Below are 20,422 nucleotides of genomic sequence, written 5' to 3' on the forward strand. Positions count from 1 at the left end.
GGGTACATGTCGGACAGATGGAGCGTTCTTCACCTGCAGCAAAACGATCTGCAGCTGACACTCCTGCCCGGCATCGGGGGCCGCTTATGGGATATAAACTTCCAAGGTCGCTCCCTCCTATTTCAAAACGCAGATCTCGACGGTTTGGATGTCGATGACACACGGCTTACCGATCTGCCCACACGCTCTCCACAATTTGGTTTTCCACTCTGGGGCGGCGAGAAGACGTGGATCGCCCCAGATGCATCCTGGGTAAACGGCGCTCCGTTTCCCGTGTTGGACAGCGGCTCTTACCAGATCACTTCAAGAAGCAGCACTCGTATCGACATGACCAGCGCATTATGCCCGACCTCGCACTTGTCAGTGTCGCGCCGCATCACGCTGACCTCGGCGGAAAGCTGGGAAATAGAACACATCGTGGTCAACCATGGGACCTCCTCGCGCCTGACCGGCATTTGGTCAGTCATGATGCTTAACACCCCCACCAAGGTCGGTGTCGAATTGGAAGACCCTGCATTTTATCCTGTTTTTGGCTCTGCCGAAGGGATGATAGCTACGCACGGCAACGGCATTGTCGTGGATTGCAACAGACAGCAGGAATTCAAGGTCGGGCTACCGAACCCCAACGGTCGTACATTGATACGGTGCGGCGCTGATACCCCGTTGCTAATGTGCTCAGTACCAGAACCTCAACAGGGCGATCAATTTGCACACGACTTTCCGTTTGAGGTCTTTAACTCGGGCGATTACGCCTATTGCGAAGCGGAGTGGCACTCCCCGGCACGCAACCTCGCACCGAATGAAACGCTGAATTTTCGGCAGACGTTCCGCGTCTTGGCGGAGGAAGATGCATCCCAAATGCCATTGGGACTCGCAAACAACAAGGAGTTCCTGTCATGCATGTCCTGATTACAGGCGCTGGTGGGCATCTCGGCCGCAAACTTTTTGACGCGCTAGAAAGCGACCCCGACTACACCGTTTCTGGCATCGACATTCGCCCCGTTGACCATCCCGACATTCACACCGCAGACCTGTCCGACGACAGCAGTTGGGTCAGTTTGCTTAAGGGAGTGGACGTTATCGTGCATCTTGCCGGAGACCGAGAGCCCTCCGCCACTTGGGCCTCCGCGATCAAACACAATATGGATGCAACGCTTTCTCTCTATCACCATGCGGCAGCCATGGGCGTCAGCCGCGTGGTTCTTGCCAGCTCCAACTGGGTTCACGGCGACAAAAGGTTCACGCATGAGGTGCTCAACAGCACGACATCACCAGGGCCAGTAAACGCTTATGGCATGTCAAAACTATTCTGTGAACGGACAGGGGCCTATTTTGCCGAGCATCACGGACTGTCGGTCATCTGCTTGCGCATCGGCTGGACGCAATGGACTCACGGCAACCAACCCGGCACACACATGGCGATGGGCCGGTGGGGTCAGGAAATGTGGTTGAGTGATCGGGACTTTCTAGGCGGAATGCGCGCCGCAATAGATGCCAAGGATATTTCCTTCGCAGCCCTGAACCTAATGTCAGATAACCCAGGTATGCGCTGGGACATCACCGAAACACGACAAGCGATTGGCTATTCTCCAAAGGATGGAAGCCCCGCAAAAATAACAGTGGGCATTTCCTTGAGATCAATGCTGCAGCAGCTGTTTACAGTCCGGCTCCCCAGCTATTTCACAACACGTTTTCCGGATTGGTAGAGTACAAGGCCCGGGTATTGTTTTCGCGTCGCGCAATCAGTTTCCGAAACCTCACATCGAAGTAAGCGCTGAAAAGGTCAGCGTTGTCCTCTTCGCGGTCGACGGACAGCGACATAACGAGCGCCAGATTTGGCAACCATTGATGTTTGATACTTCGATAACAAACCGCAAACGTCGCTGAACGGGTGTTATCTGAAGCGATCTCTGGTTGAGTGCGAGCCTTATCTGCGGACCGAACGAACCATCATTTCAACCCCTCAGATAACCGTCATTGATCCAATGTGCATAGAACGCCTGCGATGAGCCCACACCGGTAAATTCACTTTTTGTGCTGCGAGTGCGCACAGAGTAGATTCTGCCGCGCCAGCAAAAAAATCTGGTGCCGCGTTGCAGCTGCAGAACCCGCCACTCACGTTCCGCGCATTGCAATTTGCCGGCCTAGGTTTAGCACCCATTGATTTCTGCAGGGTTGATTGATTCTCGGTTCGAAAAACGAGCGGTGAACATGTCTGATCTGTTTTGACGGACCGGCGCCCAGATGGCGCGTCTTGAGCCTTTCTTCCCAAAGTCTTACGGCAAACCCCGTGTCGATGACCGGCGTGTATTGAGCGGGAAAGTCTTCTTTAATCGCAATGGTTTGCGCTGGCGCGATACGCGGGTGCATCCCAAGCCGGAAGCAGCGGATAATACCAGTGAAGAACGACAAGCTTCGCTACAAACGTCGCAATCGGATCTAGATCATGTTTGGAAGGCTGAAAGATCGGCGGCGAGTGGCAACCCGATAAAACAGGTGCCCAAAGGTGTTCCTCTCAGCCATAGCACTGGTAGCTAACATCATCTACTGGCTATGATTCCTGACCTAAAGAAGGCTAGACCGGTTGACCTAAAATCGACCTTACTGGCTATCGTTTCGAAGCATAGAAAGAGCATCCGTTTGAGTCGCGACCCCGCAACACCAGTTCATAATCGTCAACACGAGCATTTAAGTTCACCTTACCAACCAAAAGCCCAAAGTTGGTCACAGCAGATACGGAACGCCCCTTGAGAGTCGCGCTTACGCGTCCACGCAATCCCTGTGAATTTGACAGAGTCCCGGTATAGTTTCGGCCCCCGGCGTGTTGCATAGCGAAGATTCCGGTAATCTTAAGTCTGCCCAGTCGGCTTCTTGAACCGCAATTCGTAGTATAGCGCCAGTTCCCGGACATATTCTGCGGACCAATTGCTAGAACCGGCGGCGGTTCGTATAGCTTTGCATTGTCTTCCGAGCGTAACCATTCTTCTAAATCGCCTTGAGATTGCGTCTTTAGAGTTGAGAGCTGGACCTTGTTCAAATAACCCGTCGGTTCTGCGCTGACCGTGGTCTGCCATGCTTGGATAGCCGAACGCGTTCCTTTTCCCAACACACCATCTACGCCATTGGGGTCGTGTCCGATCACCATCAGCCGAGCCTGGATATCCCGAATAGCTTGTTTGTCCAGGCCCAGGCCCTTTTCGGTACTTTCTGAGCCGACAGGTAGCGCAACAGCAGCTTCAACCCCGATGGCCCCCGCATCACTGTCATTCTCTGCCGGCGACGGCGTCACCTCTAAAAGAGACAGGCGACCGGCGTCGGACAGTTTCAATTGATAGGGTGAGCCGCTATTTTGATAAGGCGCACATTTTTCAAGAGCAGCAACTATTCCCAGATACTGCAAACGATCCTCAGAATTTGGTTTCTTTGGCTCTATGATCTCAGGGAGATCGGCTAGGTTGCCGCCCGCGTCTGTAGAAAACCCAAATAGCATGCGGACACCAGATCGATCTGCAATTGCGGACGTCAGGCAGGCTTCTTTGTCATTTGACCCGAGCTGTGCCTGGGCTTGATCAAGATCGTCGAGGGTTTCAAGGGCTGCTGTCAGTCTCTGTTCGAAAGCGCCAAACACGATCCCCTTATAATTTTCTCCAAGCAAGACACTGACGGCGGCATCTGAGGCTGGAAAGTCATCTACAATACGCTGAACTTTGGCGACTGCAGCACGTAGTTCATCTACGGAAGCGTTCTCGTTCGCTTGTACGGCTTTCAAATCCGTCAGTACTGCGTCCAAGTCGTGTTGGGCGAGGGCGAAGCCACACAAAGCAAGCCAGATGACACCGGACCACACGAGATTAACTCTTGATCTAAACACATCGGTCACCGTTTCAGTTCACAATCAAAGATCGCTGACCGACCGTTCAACGACTGCATAGTGGCAGAAAAACGGGCGGTGCTTTTTCCGTCGAGTTGTTCAAGGGCGCTGGCGTCAAGCCGACACGTTACGTTGATACTAGGTCCTGAATAGTCCCGCCCCACACTGGCAGTTGTGTCGAACCACTGCTCCCAAGTGCCCATTTCGGCGCGAGCGGCGTCTCGGACAGGTTTCAGGACATCGGTCGGATCATGTTCATGCGAGATGATTACCGTTCCATCCTGAAAGTTCATATTCGCGGTGGCGAGTTGTAGTGTGACCCCCTGTGACAGAAGGGATATCGCGCGGGCTTTGTTGTACTGAAGCAGGTCGCCGACGTTTTGGATCACGTATTGTCCCGTGAACACATCGTCCATGTGCGCCGCCCAGTTCTGCTCGATCTCTTGCCGGATCGCGGCAATCCTGGCTTGCTGCCTCGCTTTCTCCGCTTGGGCCGCTTGCTCTGCGCGCAACCGTTCCGCTTGGCGGATGGCTTGGGCCCTTGACTGGTTGGTTGCAATCACCTGTTGGCGGATTTCATTGGTAATTGGATTTTCCTTAAAACACTCAGAAATGCCCGAAAGCCACGGGCGGAATCCGCAACCCGGCAAGATGCGATAAAGATCCCCGCCCGGGATAGGCCGATCGGTATCAACAAACGGCTTTATTCGGGGATGGTTAGAACGTGCGAAATTGATTGAATAAACCTTAAAACGCGAAACTTCCTTGCGAATGCTGACGCGCTGACGCTCTTTCTCGCAATCCGCAAGAGCGATCCGCTGAGCCTCTTCCATGACCACTTTATGCACCTCGGGGTTTGCCAGCGGAATGCTCGCATCCACAATCAAAAGAAGCGGAGAGACATCGTGTACTGCATCCGAGACGGCGATACATTCTTTGCCGTAGCCGACAGTGCCATCTGACAGGTTGGTCGCATATCGGACCGTGACGTCACTCGGTCTGAGTTCAAATGCGGGCACTCCGGCAACGGCGGGATATCGTGCGTTAAAAATCGTCCGCCACCCTTCGTCTTCGCCGGAATACCAAGTCAGGACCCCTTGTCCTTCAATCAGCCCATTCTCGCACGCGCCGCTCCACCGGGTGCTTGGGTCCGCCGTTTTTTGCATGTACCTGAGCCAACCTTCTGGACGCTCAACACAGGCTTTGCATCCGTTGGAGGTGGTTACCCATTCGGCCGCGCAGTTAGGAATTGCTGCGGGTGTCGAAGATATCTCTGCTCCTGCGGGTTGAATTGGACGAGACTCGCTGTCTCGGCTGCCACATGTTTCTGGCATTAGTCCTTCCAAGCCGGTGCAATTTCCGACCCACCATGCCTCTGTAGCTTGTATGACAATATCACTCGGTCTCCAGTCACCTTCTTGCTCGGTGAGGAAACCGGAAACAACATGGGCGTTCCCAACACCAAAATCGACTGCGCCACGACCAGCCGCAGGCGTTGAGCGGATGTCGATGGGCACGCCGTTTGGTCTTTGCGCCGAGAACTCGACATAGGCTTTGCCGTTTAGCACGCGCATAGTGTTCACAACGAATTCAATAGGCGGTCCGAAGTGTTCTTCGGCGATCGGTCTTACAGCCTCAAGGATGTTTTTTCGAAGTTCCGATCCGCGTTCCGGTTCAAAGTGAGCGGTTTCAGTCTCTTTGTACCCAACCTGGCATTCCACCTGCCACTCTCTCTTGTACTGATGTACCTGGTTCTGAACAGAAAAAACACAGGGTGCTTGGCTGCCTTGGCGTGCGAACAGGAACACTTCGGTGTCATCCAGGGTCAAAACCATCGCATGACTTGCTGTGTCGAAAGACGCGGTTACCTGAGTATTCGGGACAAGTCCCGACGAGCCGTCTCCATTGTCTGACCATACATTACATTGCAACTTGGGCAGCAGCGCATCCCAAGTTGTTATGCCGTATTCAGAAGGCGCACCTGCACCTTGGGGCACCCAATGCGTGCAGTTCACGGACAGGTCATCCGAGATTTCCACATTGAAGCCTGTGGACCGCAGCTCGCCATCGTTCGACAATGCGGCGACCTGGTCGAGTTCCTCTTTTTGGAACACAAATGTGATCCCACTTGAGGTTCCATCTTCAGTTGGCGCGGAAGCGGCTTTCGCCCCGCCGACTTCTGTTTTCAGGTCTTCACAGCGCTTGTAAAGCGCGGGTTCAAGATTGCCGAAGGTATTCTCCTGACTCAGAAAGACGAACTCGGAGTTGGAACGCAGGTCTAAACGCCAACTTGCTTCCCTTGTCGCATCGACCCAACTACAAGACCCGCGAAACAGGGTTACGCCGTTTCGAATGTCGGTACGCCTGGTTTCGCATGGATTTTCGTGACCCAGTGTTATGCCGGTTCCATCTATGAAGATCTGTTCCCAAAGCAGATCCCAGTTCTCGTGTTGCTCGCATTGTGCCAGGTCGCGAACATACTTGCCCGCAAGTAGTGGCGTGTTTGCAGCCACACCATTTGGAACTTGCTTTCCTGAACAGGGCATTTCAAATCCGTCGGCAGCAACAATTGCTGCGGCTGTCGCGCTATCTGGTTGCCCGGTTGCCGGCAGGCATCGCTCTGCTTGAAAAGCCATTAAGGCGTTTCGTGTTTGGGGGCCGGGATATCCGTCCATTTCACCCGCATTGTAGCCAAGGACATTGAGTATCGTTTGAAGGCTGTCCGGGCGCTCCCGCAACACCTGATGTGAAAGATCCACATTATCGCTCGGGTCTCTTATTGAGAGGCCAATGGGTGTGCGCTTTAAGGTCCCGCCTGTTGCCGGCCCGATTTCAAGGAACGTTACAGCGTTGCCGAGGATCGGGCACGCCCTGCAACCGTCGATGATGGTTTCAACTAAGACAAAACGCTGCGTCCCATCTTCCAACAATCGATTAGACCGAATTTGCGCCGATCTACTGATTGCCTGCGGGAACTGCCCCAACATCTTTCGGCTCGTTGGATCAGTGAATACTGCCGCAAGGTCGTTGGTCGTCTCTAGAGTGATTTCCCCAACAGAACCGTTCAGCAAGATCGGCCAGCGATGTGGCGAAGCTCCATTGAACTCGACATGGGCCACATCAATCTCGCCTGCCTCGAGAAAGTCCTTGGCGAAGACTTCGCCAACCAAATCTCCGGCCACGGCAAAAGAGAAATCGATTGCGTCTTTACCAAGTCCTTTTTCTTCCAAACAGCGCCTAATGTCAGTGCGATCACCGCAAGGGCGATAACCTAATTCAACGGTGTCTGCCGGAACAATTGACGGCCCCCATCTTTGCCCATCTGCCACGATGATCTCTTCTGTCGCGTCGCCGCCATCTGGCAGTGGTAAATCTATGAGATAGGCGCTTAGCCACCCAAGGTCGTGTGCTTGACGTACATTTTCCATAGCCCGGTAAAGAACGTCGATGTCATGGAAGTAGGTTTTTGTCGCGTTGTTAAGCGGATTCAAGGTGAGTATGTTTGATGCTTCAAAGATGTTTTCAACTTCAATGTCATTTGCCGGCGCAACGCCGCTGAGCTGATCCTGCGGATGCCGGAATCGCTGCAATGGTGCCTGCGGGTTTGCGATCAAATTGGCAACTCCCAGAACACTCAGCTCTGGCAGGCCAACAGGCGCGGAGTTGAAAACATATGCGGGAACATCAATGACGCGGCGACTCGCTTGAGCCAGGCGCCCTCCCAAAGAATGGCCTGTCAGTACTAGGTTCGGGTGATTCTCTCTGAATGCGACCGCCAGAGAAATTGCATCAATGACTTGCTCACCTGCAAGCGGGACCGGAATAACAGTGCTGCCGTTTGTGATCCAATCCCCAGTTGTTGTCGAACCTCTGAATGCCAGAACAGCAAGGTTCCCTTTGGTGAACAGAGACGCTTTCGCGCCGCCCACGATGAATGAATCTGCTGCCGGTATGTCACTTTCAGTCCATCCCAATTGGCGGGCACGTTCCTTCGCTGTTTGGCCATCCTCATGGTCGTAGGTCGCGGCTGACAAAAGTGCATAGACCGCGGCGTTACCAACAGAGCGCATGACATCAATATCGTTATCGTAAGCCGCAAGAAGGTCGCGTGCGATGCCACGTTTTCCTTCGTTCCAACCGACCGGGATGAGTTCGTCAAAATTTACATTTGGGATTGTGCGGCGCTTGATCAGTCCAGCGAGACGGTGATCAGGGTAATTTGCCGAAACCTGACTGAAGAGTTGAAGTACTTGAAGCAAGCTTTCTGCTCGCTTCTCGCCGTCTTGCTCCATAGCAAGACGATGGGTTTTGAGCGCTTCAACAAATAGCTCGTTAACGTCCTCTGAGGTATTTTGAGCAAAAACCCCAGAGCAAAACACAATTGAAAAAATCAGGCACCCCAAATACGGAAGAGGCTTCATCTGAACTAACCTCGGAAAAAATTTCGTCTCTTCAAGCATCCTATGTAGGGAACGATCGTTATCCGCAAAAATCAACTGTTATCAGACAATATTGAAATATAGCACCTGACCGCCGACAGACTGCGCAGACGCAAGCGCGCAGTGAAGCTAGTGCACTGATGGCGATTCAGCTGGAGCCGACCAAATGCATCTCTGACGCGCTGGAGGACGGTCATATGTTTCGAGGGGTGAATGTTTGATGACTTCAGCCGGGGGTTCTGCGATGGCATCTGATAGACAATACACAACACCCTCCGGGCATGCTGAACGCGGACCTCCTGTCCGCACACGTGAATTTAGCGAGCTTTGTAATGCCGATTTTACAGTCGGTTGTCGTCTTGGCTGAGCGATGCAAAAAAACTCTTTGCACTAACCTACAAGGATCGTTGCAGCCCGTGGTATCCGCAACGAAAATAGAAGACACCGCGCGAGATCAATTGGACCAACACTATGAAACAGAGAGGCGTGGCGGTGGAGCTTTCCGAGTTAAGAGTCAAGATATGACAACACTGTGCTATAGCTTGGTGGCGAACTTGAGGACGCCCTAAGCATTGCTGAGAAGATCGACATTTGAACGATATTGGCAGACGGCGTCTGCCGTTCGCCAGTTCAGACCGGACCTACGGTCGTACCGCCGCAATAGTTCGGTTCGAGGCCAAGGACAAAACCGCTTCCAAGGTATTGATGGATGTCGCTGATGTTTCGCCTTGCTGTGAGCGGCGAAATAGCGGTTTGGATTTGAACCCCCGGGATGGTCGACAACGACCGTTCTGGCGACTTGGGCTGCAACGCAGATTTGTTGGTGCTGCACGAGCGAAGCGATGCTGCGTTAGCAATAACCGCTGCTGCAAAAGGCTGCTCTGTCCGCTGCCCTGCCATCTGTGAAGCGCCTGGGAACGTCCGGAATACGCGGATTACGACGTGCTGCGCATGCAAAAGGCGAAAGCTTGGTCGACGGCAGCAATGGGCTCTACGCACCAGCTCGGGCCCGTCGCAGAGAAAGTCGGCAGCGAGCCCACTTTGACCGATACTGCAATCAGCAACAACTGGAAGAAAGGGCGGGAAGCAGAAGTTCGCTGCGAGTGCAAAGATTATCTCATCGGGAGCCAAGAGCAGACCTTTGTCTGTCCATCACACACCCATTCGGTATCGATGAACTTTGTTTTGATCTCGTCTGGAGGTTCGTCCACTTCACAACCAACGCACCTCCTCCTTGGAAGCGCATGCCTCTGAACGAATTATTACAAACCCTATAGAAAATCGTCAGGGCTTGGCGGGTCCTGACCAACCTGCAGCTATCATTGCACTGATCAGCTCTTGAACTGGCTGTGGGTCTACAAACACCCGAGCCTTTAGTTTTTCGAGGGGGAAGCTTGGCCAAGTGTCCGAAAATACTCTTGCAAGCCGCTGTGCCTCAGCTTGTTCTCCGTTCCTCCAGTGGGCTGCCATAAGGTAAGCTGCGGAAATTGGTCCGAACGGCCCACCGCGAGATATTGTTTTATCAAACGTTCGGATTGCGGCAGCATAGTCTCCCGTGTGGAACTGAGCCGCACCCAATGCGTTGTCAAAAACTAGCCCTCCACCGTTTTGGGCCAGTGCTCTATATCTCACTGATTGCGACAGAACCCGATCAAAATCGGACGTGTAAAGGGAGATCAGGGCGTCGAATTCAGCAACATGTGAATCATCGGGTGCCAAGTCTACGGCCCTTTGGGATAATCCAACCGCGCTTTCATAATTGCCCACCCCAAATTCAAACCAGGCCCGAGCTGAAAGCGGCCAAGGTGCATTCGGAGCCATTTCCAAAGCGTAAGCACTATTCTTGTCCGCTGCGTGCAAAAACTCGTCTGAACCGGGCTTGCCCGATTGCATAATGGCGAGCATTGTTTCGACCTGAGAAGCACCAGCATATCCCCCGTAATATAACGGGTCTCGTTCAATCGCTGTTTTAAAAATCAACAACGCGGGCTGAAGCCGGGCCAGATCCGTAACAGGGAAAATCAGATCCCGGCCTGCGTCGCTTAGGTTCATTGCCTCGACACGGGCAGGTGACACGTCGTAGATTGCAGTTTTGCCGGTTTTGGGTGCTACAGATTGCGAATTGCGGCCAATCAGGACACCAAAAAGAATGCTGACTATTAATAGTGAAAGCGAGATAACGACTGCGGTAGCCCGTCGCCTTCCGCGTAAGCTTCGTCTGCTTCGACTGGAGCCCGGCAAAAATTCGGGTGCGTAACCCCCGACGGGCAGTGAGATAACCAATTCGTCAGCAATCCCTTTACCGTCATAATAAGATTGCAGCTTTCGCCGAACACGCCCGGCATCCACACGCACGACGCCCTCGCGTTTCAATAACTCATCCGCGTCGTATCCATAAACATCCATCGCAATGGTCTTGGCACGTATTTCGTCGGAACGACCCTCCAGCGTTTCCGTCACCACGTAAGACAGGAATGATCGCATGCGGGCGGATCCTTTGAATTCATCCGACCTCAGAACCTTGTCCAACGCGGCACGCAACTGCTCGCCCGAGAACGATTGAGTACCAGTCTGGCCCTGATTGCCCACGCTGACGTTCAAAAACTATCCTTTCACAATAAGGGTTTGACGTCACGTTGCTACCGTAGCATGCGGCTTGAAACGTGCAATACATATTCTTTTGGATGCATGCTTAGAGGGAGAATGCCTAAAAAGCGCTGCCAATGACGGATGATGAATTCTTTGAATCTCAATTTCCCAAAGCGGGTCGTCTGCTACGGAACCTGCGGGAAAAAGACCAAGAGTTCGATCAAATTTGTCGCGACTACAAAGAGGTCATCGCAGAAATGGCGATGCCGCCAAAGTCGCATTCAGTTCTACAGATGCGCTATCTCGCGGATCTGGCAGAAAGCCTCTCGGACCTGCGCAGCAGTATTGACGGACACCTGCGGGCTCAGGGCGCGCGTGCGGAATCGGTACGGAACAAAGATTTGGAGGTTTGACATGAAACTTAGATATATCTTGCCTACGTTGTTGATTGGTGCTGGCTCCGTGCTTGCTCAGGAAACCCCAATTGTTCATGACGGCGAGTTTGAATTCCTCCGCGCGCAGTTTGGTGAGGCATGGGATGCACAAGACGTTGAAGTCGACGCCAAGCTGGCCGAAATTCGTGCGGCCAATGGCGATAAGCCCCCTAACCTCCTCTACATCCTGATTGATGACGTCAGCTTTGGTCAGATGGGTGACCGCAAGATGAATTACGTCATGGGGATCGAGACACCCAGCATCAATCAATTGGCCACCGAAGGTTTGTCGCTGATGCGCATGTATACCGAACCTTCCTGCACTCCCACACGCACTGCCATGCTGACCGGGCGCCACCCAATTCGCGCCGGTGTGGAAGAGGTCAAAGTGGCTTTGGTCGGAGAGGGCCTTCCGGCCAGCGAAGTGACATTGCCGGAGATACTGAAACAGGTCGGCTACAATACGGCGCATGTCGGAAAATGGCACCAAGGCGACATTGAACAATCGTACCCACATAACCAAGGGTTCGACTGGGCCGCATTTCCATTACACCAGCAAGTACAGCTGAGCCTCATGACCCCCGAGGCAATGCGGTCCAACACTATGCTCGGCTATGTGCCCGAGGGGCAGAATAATCAGTTCCAACTGGATGAACGGTTCAAGCCATATGGTCTTGTCACAGGTGTCGAAGCCGAAGCCGGTGGTCCCGCCCTGGAAGTAGACATGTCGGCCGGTGAGGTGTGGACGCAGGCCAAATATGAAGAGATGAACGAGCGATATCAACGGCAGGCGCTCGAGCAACTTGAACGCGTAGCTTCCGAGGATGCACCGTTCTTCTTGCAATATTGGCCGCTTTATCCGCTGAACTTCGTTTACCCGGATCAGGCAATTTCACGAAATGGCGGATTTCACGCCGACAAGCTGCAACTGCTTGATGGTTGGATCGGAGATCTTCTGGCCAAGCTTGAAGAATCTGGCAAAGCGGACAACACAATTGTTGTTTTGATGGCGGATAATGGCCTGATGTATCACTACGAAGGCTCATCCGGTTTGAACCAGCTGATCTATCGCGGTGGCAAAACCCAGCATCTTGAAGGCGGCGTAAGAACCGATGCGTTCATTCGCTGGCCCGGTGTGATCGAAGCCAACAGCGCAGCCGGTGACATCTTTCACGTCTCAGATATCTTCACCACGATGGCGCGAATTGCCGGAGCCACAGACTTTATCCCAAGGGACCGCGTAATAGACGGCATCGACCAGACGGCCTTGCTGTTGAACGGCGAGGGAAATGGGCGGCGCGACTATGTCTATATCTACGAAGGACCTGTCTTGCGCTCGGTCGTCAAGCAGGAGTTCAAGATGCATCTTCCTGCCCCCGGTCAACCCGGCGCGGCTGCTCCGACTTATAATATTTATAGGGACCCCCGAGAGGAACACCCTTTGGTGGGCTACTCGCTTTGGGCCGGGGCATCTTTTCAAGATATGATCAAGCGTCACCAGAAGATGATCGCCAAGTATCCGCATTCAGAGATTGGCAAAGGTACACCTTATGAAGGCATTGAAAACCTGCGCCCGGAATCCGAACTGACCCGCGACGTATTCACGAGTTGGCAGTGAGATCACAAATTTAGCAATTATTCGAATATATCGATGTTACTGATGGTAATCACATCGAAGTCAAAAACCGAAGCTCGGCTTCGAACCCTGGGGGAGATGGAATGAAACTACAATGGCTTATGGTTTTGTGTGCAGGCATTGCCGCCCCACCTTTGCAGGCTCAGGACGACCCTATTCAACACGATGCTGAGTTTTATATTCTGCAAGCCCAACGCGCGGAACAATGGGTGCAGGATGACGCTGCCGTTGATCAGGCTTTGGCCGCTTTTCGTGACGGCAACAATGGGCAACCCCCAAATATCGTCAGCGTTCTGATTGACGATATGGGCTTTGGCGATATGGGTATACCCGAGCTCAACGCTGTCCGAGGGTACGACACTCCGAACATCAACGACTTTTCGGACGAAGCGTTGCGTATGGTTCGGATGTATACTGAACCGTCCTGCACCCCGACTCGCGTGGCACAAATGACCGGCCGCTTGCCCGTGCGTATGGGAATGGGTGATACGACCGTCGATATCGCTGGCTTTGGATTGCCCGATAATGAAGTGACGCTGGCCGAAGTCTTGAAACAGGCAGGATATGCAACCAGCCACGTCGGCAAGTGGCATATGGGCGATATTGCCGAAAGCTGGGCGATGAATCAGGGTTTTGACTATGCCCAGCACGCCATCCACCAGCAGGGCCAGCTGACAATCTTTAATGATGATGCGATCAAAGAACAGGTCTCGGTCGCGATCCGGGACTATGAGGATAAATACACACTGGACGGCTGGTTCCGACCGGATGCCTCGGCGATGATGACCGTCATCGAGGGCGAGACCGGCGGCGCCATTCGCGAAATCCGCATGGAAGCCGGAGAACGCTGGAACGCCGAAAAATACGACGAAATGAACCAGGCGTTTCAGGATAAAACACTTCAGGAACTGGAACGCCTTGCAACTGGGGACGCGCCCTTCTTCCTGCAATATTGGCCGATGATCCCGCTGGACAATACCCGCGCCGGCCGTGACGGGCCGGAAAGCGCGAATGGCGGCTTGTATGTCGACAAGATGCAGCTACTGGATCAGTGGCTGGGTGATCTGTTCGCGCGCATGGATGATCTAGGGCTCAGCGAAAACACCATCGTTGTGGTTATGGGCGACAATGGGCATTTTACCAAATACGCGCCGCAATCCGGGTTTACCCCACTGATTTACGCGGGCGGTAAAGGCGACACGACTGAAGGTGGCGTGCGCGTGGACGCCTTCATCCGCTGGCCGGGCATGATTGAAGCTGACGGGTTGTTAAACAGCATCATTCATGTTTCGGACCTCTATACCACGATCTCGCGCTTTGCCGGGGCGGATGGATTCATCCCAAGGGATCGTCTGGTCGATGGCGTCGATCAGTCGGCGGCGCTACTGTTCGCGGATGAATCGAAAGCGCGACGCGATCACGTGATCATCTATTCGGTCGCGAAACCCGAGGCGATCGTTAAGGATCAGCTTAAGCTCAAACTGCCGGGACCCGGCGAGAGCGCAATTTTAGCAAAATTCTTCGATCTTTACCGCGACACCCGCGAAGAATACTCGGTCTCAACCGAAGTCGGGTCTTGGGGTGGGCAGGAATTCGTACGTATACTGGGCCGCCACAAGGCGCGGAAAGAGAAATACCCCGATACTCCGCCCGCCTACGGCATGCCTTATGAGGGGATTGAGAACATTCGTCCCGAGACACAGCAAGCCGTTGAAGCTTTCATGATCAAGCGCGCGTCGCCCCAGAAGTAGGCCTGTTCTTTCGTAATGAACTGCGAAGGACTGTAATCACCAAAATCGAGGATCTCAGCATGGTTGGTAGCATAATTTTCGCACTGGGATTGATCGTGTCACTCGGAATCGGGTTTGTCTATTTCCGCGACCTTGGCGATGTCTCGCAAATGCTGCTGAAAGTAAAGCGCGAGAATATGGTGCGCTTTATCCGGCATGAATACCGCCTGATTGGCATTGGCCTGGGCGGATTTGTAGTGGCAACCCTTGCACATTTCCTTTTGGGGGGCGGCCCTTTCTGGCTTTGGCTTGTAACGGCTGCGCTGACCTTGCTTCTTTATGGGTTTCCCTATGTGTGGGTGCATTTGGGCCTGAGAAACCAGCTCAACGACGCCCAGTATTTTTCTATCGAGGAAGCGCGAAAATATGTCGGTCCAACAGCGCCAGTCATCGTCATCGAACACAATGGTCACGCGCGCGCGCACCCGGATGCGCAGATCATGCGCCCTCATTTGGCGGGCGATGTAGATGGGCTGGGGGGCGAGGATGTGGTCATGACTTACTGCGCGATGGCCAATCTGGGTCAGGGGTACACACCGCGAATAGAAGGACGGCGCCTGAACCTTGAGGTTCTGGCCCAGCATGGCAACAACTTGATACTGCGTGACAACGACACGGGCGATCCGATCCAGCATATCTACGGTTTTCGCGAGGCGGATCGCGACCCCAACTCCGAGGGTCCTGCTTGCCCTCTCCGGCCCGAAGCGCAAATGAGGCCTTGGCCCACCTTTCGAATGACATTCCGCGGGTTTCAGAAAGCCTATCCAGAAGGTGAGGTGTTTCTGAACAAACCATCCACGAACCCTTTGCTGCGTCTGCTGGACATGATGACCGAGATCACCTTTGGCTGGGGCATCGGACGCCAACATCAGGAAGACGCTCCTGTGATGGACAACATGGATCGTTCAGACCACCGGTTGCCGAACAAAACCTACGTCTGGGGAATTACGATTGGTCAAGATGTCGCTTGCTGGACCGACGATTTCATCATCGAGAACAACTGGATCGTGACCGCCAAAGTCGGAGGACGGGATGTCGTGGTCAGCCTGGATCCGAAATATGAAAGCCTGGGCGTTTGGTATAACGACTCGGGTCAACCGGTGGCCAAATGCGATTTCTGGGGTCACTCGGATCAGGGTCAGCTAAAACGTGTAGAAACCCTGCGCGCAGGCGTATTCTGGCACGTTTGGTCCGAGTTTTTCCCGAACACAGATATCAATCGCGTCGGCAACAGTTCGATGGCGACGGAAGAAGCTGCGGAATCAAAATCAGGACCACACAATTTAAAACCAACGACAATTTATTGAAACTTGTATGTTTGTCGGGAGGAACAGAATGTTTTCGTCACTATGGGTGAAAAGTTGCTTATGCGCGGCAACGCTATCGGCATCGGCAGCCACAACGGCTGCGGCACAACAATCCGATTGGTCCTACGAGGCCACGATTTATCTGTTCATGCCGGAAACAGAAACATCCTTAAGCACCCCCATGGGGACACTGGACGGTACACTCAGTTTTTCTGATGCATTGGAAAACCTAGATTTCGCCTTTATGGGAGCGTTCTCGGCCACCGACGGACGATGGCTTATACTTGCAGATTACAACTACACAGATTTGTCGTTCAGCAACAGCACTCCCGGCCCCGCCAGTTCGGGCCTCGAGACATCATTTACCACGCAATACCTAAGCGGTTATGTCGGCTACCAAGTGTATGAAGCACCAACTATCTCGGTGGATGTCGCCGGAGGGTTCCGGTGGTTCAGCACTGATACAGAGTTCACCCTTCTCCCTGGCGCGGCACCGGGGAGGACAACAACCGCCGACGACAGCTGGACCGACCCTGTCATCGCCGCCAGAGCACGCGTCCGGTTCTCGGACAAATGGTCCGGCACCGGTTTCGTCGACTACGGAGGTTTCCGCAGCGGCAGTGAAACATGGCAGGTTCTGTTGACCGCCGAATATGCCATCAACAACAGATGGCTGATCCGCGGCGGCTATCGCTATATCTCGTTTGACCATGAGATCGACGGTAGCGATTTTACATTTGATCAGTCAGGGCCAGTGTTAGGCGCGACTTATCTTTTCTAGAATTCTTTATTGGTGAACTCGAGACTGGGTTGTGATGTTACGAACATCGTTTGATTGGCGCGAGTAAACTGCAGAAAGTTCTAGAGAATCATATTCGCTGTGTCCTCAGATTTGTCTTCGTGTCTGGCACCAGTTCTTGAACCCCAGCATCGATAGCTGGTTGGAGTTTGTTCTCACTCTAGAAATCAAGCGATGAATGAAGCAAGTCTAAGTCGCGATGCCACTTTCAACCGCAGAGTGAGAATTCACCTCGGCTGGCTTTCGCAACTACAGCGAATGGCGGCTACGCGGGCTGCGACCGCAGCATCTTGACCCGTTCGCTAACGGCAGGAACGGGCCGGTCGCGATCGTTCAGTCCGATTGACCGAAGGCCCGAAGCGTCCGCACTGCGGTCGACTTCGAACTGCGTCTCGAATGGCAGTTTTCTGCAGCCACCGGACGATTGGCAACGTCATAACAAACCGCGTACATCGCTGAATGGGTGTTATGTGAAGCGATCTCTGGTTGTATCATCGCCCACCTGGGCCCTCATCACTCCAGTGTCCCAATTCATAAATACCCTGTTTTTTCATACGACGTATAAAAGCAAGGTAGATTATCACCTGGTCGACCTCATCCAAGTCTCCAGTGGCATAGGCGACCGCAATCATTTTGAACTGAGCCTCAGGATCCTCCGCTACTTTTTCGTCACACCGATCCGGACTGTTTTCAGTCCCCAATGAAGCGGTGCTTGCTTTGTCTACTTTGCCCCTCATCTCATTGAGATAGGCCTTCATACTGAGTTCGGGGGTGTTCTCGCCCAACTTAACCACGGCCTCCCAAATTGGTTTGAGCCGTTCAAAAAGATCATTTCGACCATCAGTCATGTCTCTTCACCTCGCAGTTTAACAATTGCTTGTAGTTGGCCTTTAGGAAAAACTGACAGCGGCCTACGCACATGAATTACTTGTAACGATCCGTTGCCTGTAGACTGCCCTGACTAAAGGGCCTCTCCGGTTGCCAGAGCCGATGCACAAATTCTTATGCAAAGCCGTCCTATTCCCTTCGATTGATTTTGAAGACCCAATCCGATATCCAGTCCGGCTGCGTGTTCAGTGTCAAAGCAGAGCCCAGCCCAAGACCAGCAAACCAAACGATGGAGGGTGCCATGTAGTTCTGAAACTGCATGAAAGGCCAAAGACATGGCCCACTACAAACGCAAACGTCCCCGCACCGTGCCTGGGAACGGGTACTCGTGCCTGGGTCTGAGCCGTCGTCTTGGAAAAGACCCGGATGATGTCCGGTGGCTCGGTAATTGGCCGCGTGGTCACGACATCATCTTTCACACACGTCCAACACGACGCAAATCCAAGGCCCTTGCTCTTGGCATCCTGAAAGGCGCTGATCCCGATGACATTGCTTGGCCGGATAGCCGTAAACCCCATCACTACTACTGGTGAGCATGCACGGCGGAGCATCAGCTTGGCGCCGCCACTTGCTTTTCTTGATTCAAACAGTCGTTGGTATTTTCGGGTTGGTCTGACGTGTTACCCCTCTTCGTCAATTCCCGAACAATGTCTCGTATCTCTTTCGGATAAGCGCGAACAAACCCGGCGTCACAGGGGATCGTCTCGATTTCTCTCCGGTCCAACGCACGAGCCAAGTGGATCGCGGCAAATTCAAACTGCTCTGCCATTTGGCCCAGTGTTACATAATTTGTTTCAAACGCCTGAAGGCTTTGGGCCGTGATATGGCACCAGTTGTGCTGCGTGTCCGGGTTTCGCACCGTGACCTGATTAAGAAAACCGCCATCCCGCAACCGCCGGATCGATACCACATTCATTTTCAAGCGTGCCGCCGCATCCAAGAGTGGCAGGTCGCCAGAAAATGCACGCTCCTGCTTTTCTAAGCCTTCAGCTTGATCGATCAGCATACCAGCCAAACCTTCGACTTCTGGATCACGCGACACGCCGGTCAATCGACCTGCCACCCAATCAGCGACAACGCGTGCCAAAGGAACCCGGCTCTTTCGGCTGAATTCCTTGAGTGGCAATCTACGACGTGTCGATGATGCTAACTGCAGATTCTCAAGCCGGGTCATCAAGGTTTGCACAGAGGACAATATCACGTAGCGCAGAGACGTTCCGAAACGATGAGCTTTCAAAACGTTCTGCCGGATAAGCGCCTTCACCTGGACCGGATGGATATTGAGCTGCGTCGCGGTGGATTTGATATTCTGCAACCCAGACCAGAAATCGAGCACGGCAGCCAGATCCTCATGGCTGACATCCTTCATATCTGACAAGTCGCTCGCGTTTTCACCGCGAAGATGGGCAAGAATGCCTCGCACCCGAACCTCGCCAACCCCATGTAGCTCCCGCACGCGTTCAAGCGTGATGAGTTTGGGTGCTAAAATTTCCGTACCCAGAACTTTCGCGCCGGTCTGCAGCGGATAGTTCTCCCATACAAAATCCTGCACGCAAGCCCTGAGCTCCGCTGTTGCCGGGTCCTCTTCAGTTTCTTTCAGCCAGGTATAGAATTCGCCCATATCTGACGTGAAATAAGACCGCTTGGAAGAAGACCGGCGCCTGGTACGCTCCAACTCGGATTTCAGGGTTTCCGGTCCACTCTTCAGGACCTCAAACCCAGCCGACATGGCGGCGCGCTCTAGATCGAAGTCCAGGTCCGAGCGGTTCACGCCGCGATCCATGGCAAGTGTCATGCCTAATGTCAGAGTGGCCTGATGAAGATGTGTCAGGTCCAGAGGGTCCAACCAGTCACTGCAAACCCCATTCTTGATACGGCGGCTCAGGTAAGTTTCAAACGAGGATCGCCGATGCGTTTTCGTGACCTGAGCGGCCTCCAAGATCAGATCCCTATGACGCGTCACTTGTTCAATCACATCATAGGTAAGATGTGCATGCGATGCATTGGGAAGCTGGAGTAACGGAACGCTGTGTTTGGCACAGGTCCCGATCGGCAGCACCAACCACTCGAGAAGTTGAAACGCGCTCTCGAGACCAGAAGCCTCCATAGCCTCCACAATACATCTCGGACAAATGCGGATAGTTGCACGCCGTAGCGTACCATTGGTGGCTGATGACAGCCCGACGAGATACCGGCAGGGACCAATCAACCTGGCCGCTCCTTGATCCAGTGTGTTAAGCGGCACACTGGTTAGCAGTGACAACGTCTCCAACTGGTCCAAATGCGCCGAGCAGATATGGGGCCATCGCATTCCAAGATCCGAGCAGAAATCACGGGGCGTGCTCGTGAACAGTCGGGCCAACCGAGCAACGTAACTTGACGGGGTCTCCCCTTCTGTGAAGGGGAGAATTGGATTCAGCAGGGGCCTCATGCATCTTCTCCATCTTCAGGCCTGTCTCCGTCGTCCAGAAGCTTTCTTGGATTGATGCGCCCGTAGTCCTCGGCGATGAAGACGTTCATCCAGGCCTCTGCTCCATTCCTTTCGCTGTAGGGTCAGGACCCATTGATTTTCAGCGAACGGCATGATTCACGGCTGAAAACCGAGCGGTGAACATGTCTGATCTTTTCTGGTTGACCGACGCGCAGATGGCGCGTCTTGAGCCCTTCTT

13 protein-coding genes and 2 pseudogenes are annotated in these 20,422 nt (G+C 53.5%); 10 read left to right on the forward strand and 5 right to left on the reverse strand.

Translation table 11 applies throughout. The features are described from left to right. Positions 1–6: 6 nt before the first annotated feature. The 4 genes and pseudogenes from ACR0LI_RS19885 to ACR0LI_RS19900 form a co-directional block, all read left to right on the forward strand. Positions 7–909: a hypothetical protein gene (locus ACR0LI_RS19885; protein ID WP_171634709.1), complete on the forward strand. Its 903-nt coding sequence runs from the start codon at positions 7–9 to the stop codon at positions 907–909. Next, entirely contained in the window at positions 897–1,706 is an 810-nt protein-coding gene (locus ACR0LI_RS19890; RefSeq protein ID WP_171634711.1) for an NAD-dependent epimerase/dehydratase family protein, read from the forward strand. The genes ACR0LI_RS19885 and ACR0LI_RS19890 overlap by 13 nt, the downstream gene beginning before the upstream one ends. A 538-nt stretch (positions 1,707–2,244) precedes the next feature. After that, a pseudogene (locus tag ACR0LI_RS19895) lies at positions 2,245–2,358 on the forward strand (IS5/IS1182 family transposase); the annotation flags it as partial. After that, positions 2,357–2,557: pseudogene (locus ACR0LI_RS19900) on the forward strand (transposase); the annotation flags it as partial. The pseudogenes ACR0LI_RS19895 and ACR0LI_RS19900, both read left to right, overlap by 2 nt. 51 nt (positions 2,558–2,608) lie before the next feature. Here the strand turns inward: ACR0LI_RS19900 and ACR0LI_RS19905 are convergent. The 3 genes from ACR0LI_RS19905 to ACR0LI_RS19915 form a co-directional block, all read right to left on the reverse strand. Then, the gene (locus ACR0LI_RS19905; protein WP_480719107.1) at positions 2,609–3,880 is read right to left on the reverse strand and encodes a peptidoglycan-binding domain-containing protein; all 1,272 of its coding nucleotides are present in this window, start codon (positions 3,878–3,880) and stop codon (positions 2,609–2,611) included. Further along, entirely contained in the window at positions 3,877–8,331 is a 4,455-nt protein-coding gene (locus ACR0LI_RS19910) for a Tle-like phospholipase domain-containing protein (protein ID WP_480719108.1), read from the reverse strand. The genes ACR0LI_RS19905 and ACR0LI_RS19910 overlap by 4 nt, the downstream gene beginning before the upstream one ends. 1,263 nt (positions 8,332–9,594) lie before the next feature. After that, a complete protein-coding gene (locus ACR0LI_RS19915; protein ID WP_216600164.1) occupies positions 9,595–10,911 on the reverse strand; it encodes a tetratricopeptide repeat protein in 1,317 nt (438 codons plus the stop codon). Between the two features lie 122 nt (positions 10,912–11,033). On the opposite strand from ACR0LI_RS19915, the gene ACR0LI_RS19920 reads away from it, so the two are divergent. The 5 genes from ACR0LI_RS19920 (at position 11,034) to ACR0LI_RS19940 (ending at position 16,847) form a co-directional block, all read left to right on the forward strand. After that, positions 11,034–11,312, forward strand: coding sequence for a hypothetical protein (locus tag ACR0LI_RS19920; RefSeq protein ID WP_480719109.1), 279 nt, complete (start codon positions 11,034–11,036; stop codon positions 11,310–11,312). 1 nt (position 11,313) lies between these two features. Further along, positions 11,314–12,951, forward strand: coding sequence for a sulfatase-like hydrolase/transferase (locus ACR0LI_RS19925; RefSeq protein WP_480488432.1), 1,638 nt, complete (start codon positions 11,314–11,316; stop codon positions 12,949–12,951). A gap of 101 nt (positions 12,952–13,052) precedes the next feature. Continuing rightward, positions 13,053–14,720 carry a sulfatase-like hydrolase/transferase gene (locus ACR0LI_RS19930; RefSeq protein WP_171724060.1) on the forward strand — a complete coding sequence of 556 codons (1,668 nt, stop codon included), beginning with the start codon at positions 13,053–13,055 and terminating at the stop codon, positions 14,718–14,720. Between the two features lie 59 nt (positions 14,721–14,779). Further along, positions 14,780–16,066, forward strand: a complete 1,287-nt coding sequence (locus tag ACR0LI_RS19935; protein ID WP_480719110.1) for a DUF3179 domain-containing (seleno)protein — start codon at positions 14,780–14,782, stop codon at positions 16,064–16,066. Positions 16,067–16,094: 28 nt separating this feature from the next. Further along, complete coding sequence (locus ACR0LI_RS19940; RefSeq protein WP_480719111.1) at positions 16,095–16,847, forward strand: outer membrane protein; 753 nt, start codon at positions 16,095–16,097, stop codon at positions 16,845–16,847. Between the two features lie 509 nt (positions 16,848–17,356). Here the strand turns inward: ACR0LI_RS19940 and ACR0LI_RS19945 are convergent. Then, the gene (locus tag ACR0LI_RS19945; RefSeq protein ID WP_480719112.1) at positions 17,357–17,713 is read right to left on the reverse strand and encodes a hypothetical protein; all 357 of its coding nucleotides are present in this window, start codon (positions 17,711–17,713) and stop codon (positions 17,357–17,359) included. 315 nt (positions 17,714–18,028) lie between these two features. Between ACR0LI_RS19945 and ACR0LI_RS19950 the strand changes: the two genes are divergently transcribed. Beyond that, on the forward strand, positions 18,029–18,286 hold the full coding sequence (locus ACR0LI_RS19950) for a hypothetical protein (protein ID WP_480719113.1): 258 nt from the start codon (positions 18,029–18,031) through the stop codon (positions 18,284–18,286). Between the two features lie 17 nt (positions 18,287–18,303). Here the strand turns inward: ACR0LI_RS19950 and ACR0LI_RS19955 are convergent, their stop codons facing one another. Beyond that, complete coding sequence (locus ACR0LI_RS19955; protein WP_480719114.1) at positions 18,304–20,184, reverse strand: TniQ family protein; 1,881 nt, start codon at positions 20,182–20,184, stop codon at positions 18,304–18,306. Positions 20,185–20,422: the final 238 nt, after the last annotated feature.

The sequence above is a fragment of the Ruegeria sp. CL7 genome (genome assembly GCF_056536445.1).

Coding starts and splice junctions, on each gene's coding strand:
- ACR0LI_RS19925 (WP_480488432.1), top strand. CDS start 11,314: ATGAAACTTAGATATATCTTGCCTACGTTGTTGATTGGTGCTGGCTCC.
- ACR0LI_RS19935 (WP_480719110.1), top strand. CDS start 14,780: ATGGTTGGTAGCATAATTTTCGCACTGGGATTGATCGTGTCACTCGGA.
- ACR0LI_RS19945 (WP_480719112.1), bottom strand. CDS start 17,713: ATGACTGATGGTCGAAATGATCTTTTTGAACGGCTCAAACCAATTTGG.
- ACR0LI_RS19940 (WP_480719111.1), top strand. CDS start 16,095: ATGTTTTCGTCACTATGGGTGAAAAGTTGCTTATGCGCGGCAACGCTA.
- ACR0LI_RS19910 (WP_480719108.1), bottom strand. CDS start 8,331: ATGCTTGAAGAGACGAAATTTTTTCCGAGGTTAGTTCAGATGAAGCCT.
- ACR0LI_RS19890 (WP_171634711.1), top strand. CDS start 897: ATGCATGTCCTGATTACAGGCGCTGGTGGGCATCTCGGCCGCAAACTT.
- ACR0LI_RS19885 (WP_171634709.1), top strand. CDS start 7: ATGTCGGACAGATGGAGCGTTCTTCACCTGCAGCAAAACGATCTGCAG.
- ACR0LI_RS19955 (WP_480719114.1), bottom strand. CDS start 20,184: ATGAGGCCCCTGCTGAATCCAATTCTCCCCTTCACAGAAGGGGAGACC.
- ACR0LI_RS19920 (WP_480719109.1), top strand. CDS start 11,034: ATGACGGATGATGAATTCTTTGAATCTCAATTTCCCAAAGCGGGTCGT.
- ACR0LI_RS19930 (WP_171724060.1), top strand. CDS start 13,053: ATGAAACTACAATGGCTTATGGTTTTGTGTGCAGGCATTGCCGCCCCA.
- ACR0LI_RS19950 (WP_480719113.1), top strand. CDS start 18,029: ATGGCCCACTACAAACGCAAACGTCCCCGCACCGTGCCTGGGAACGGG.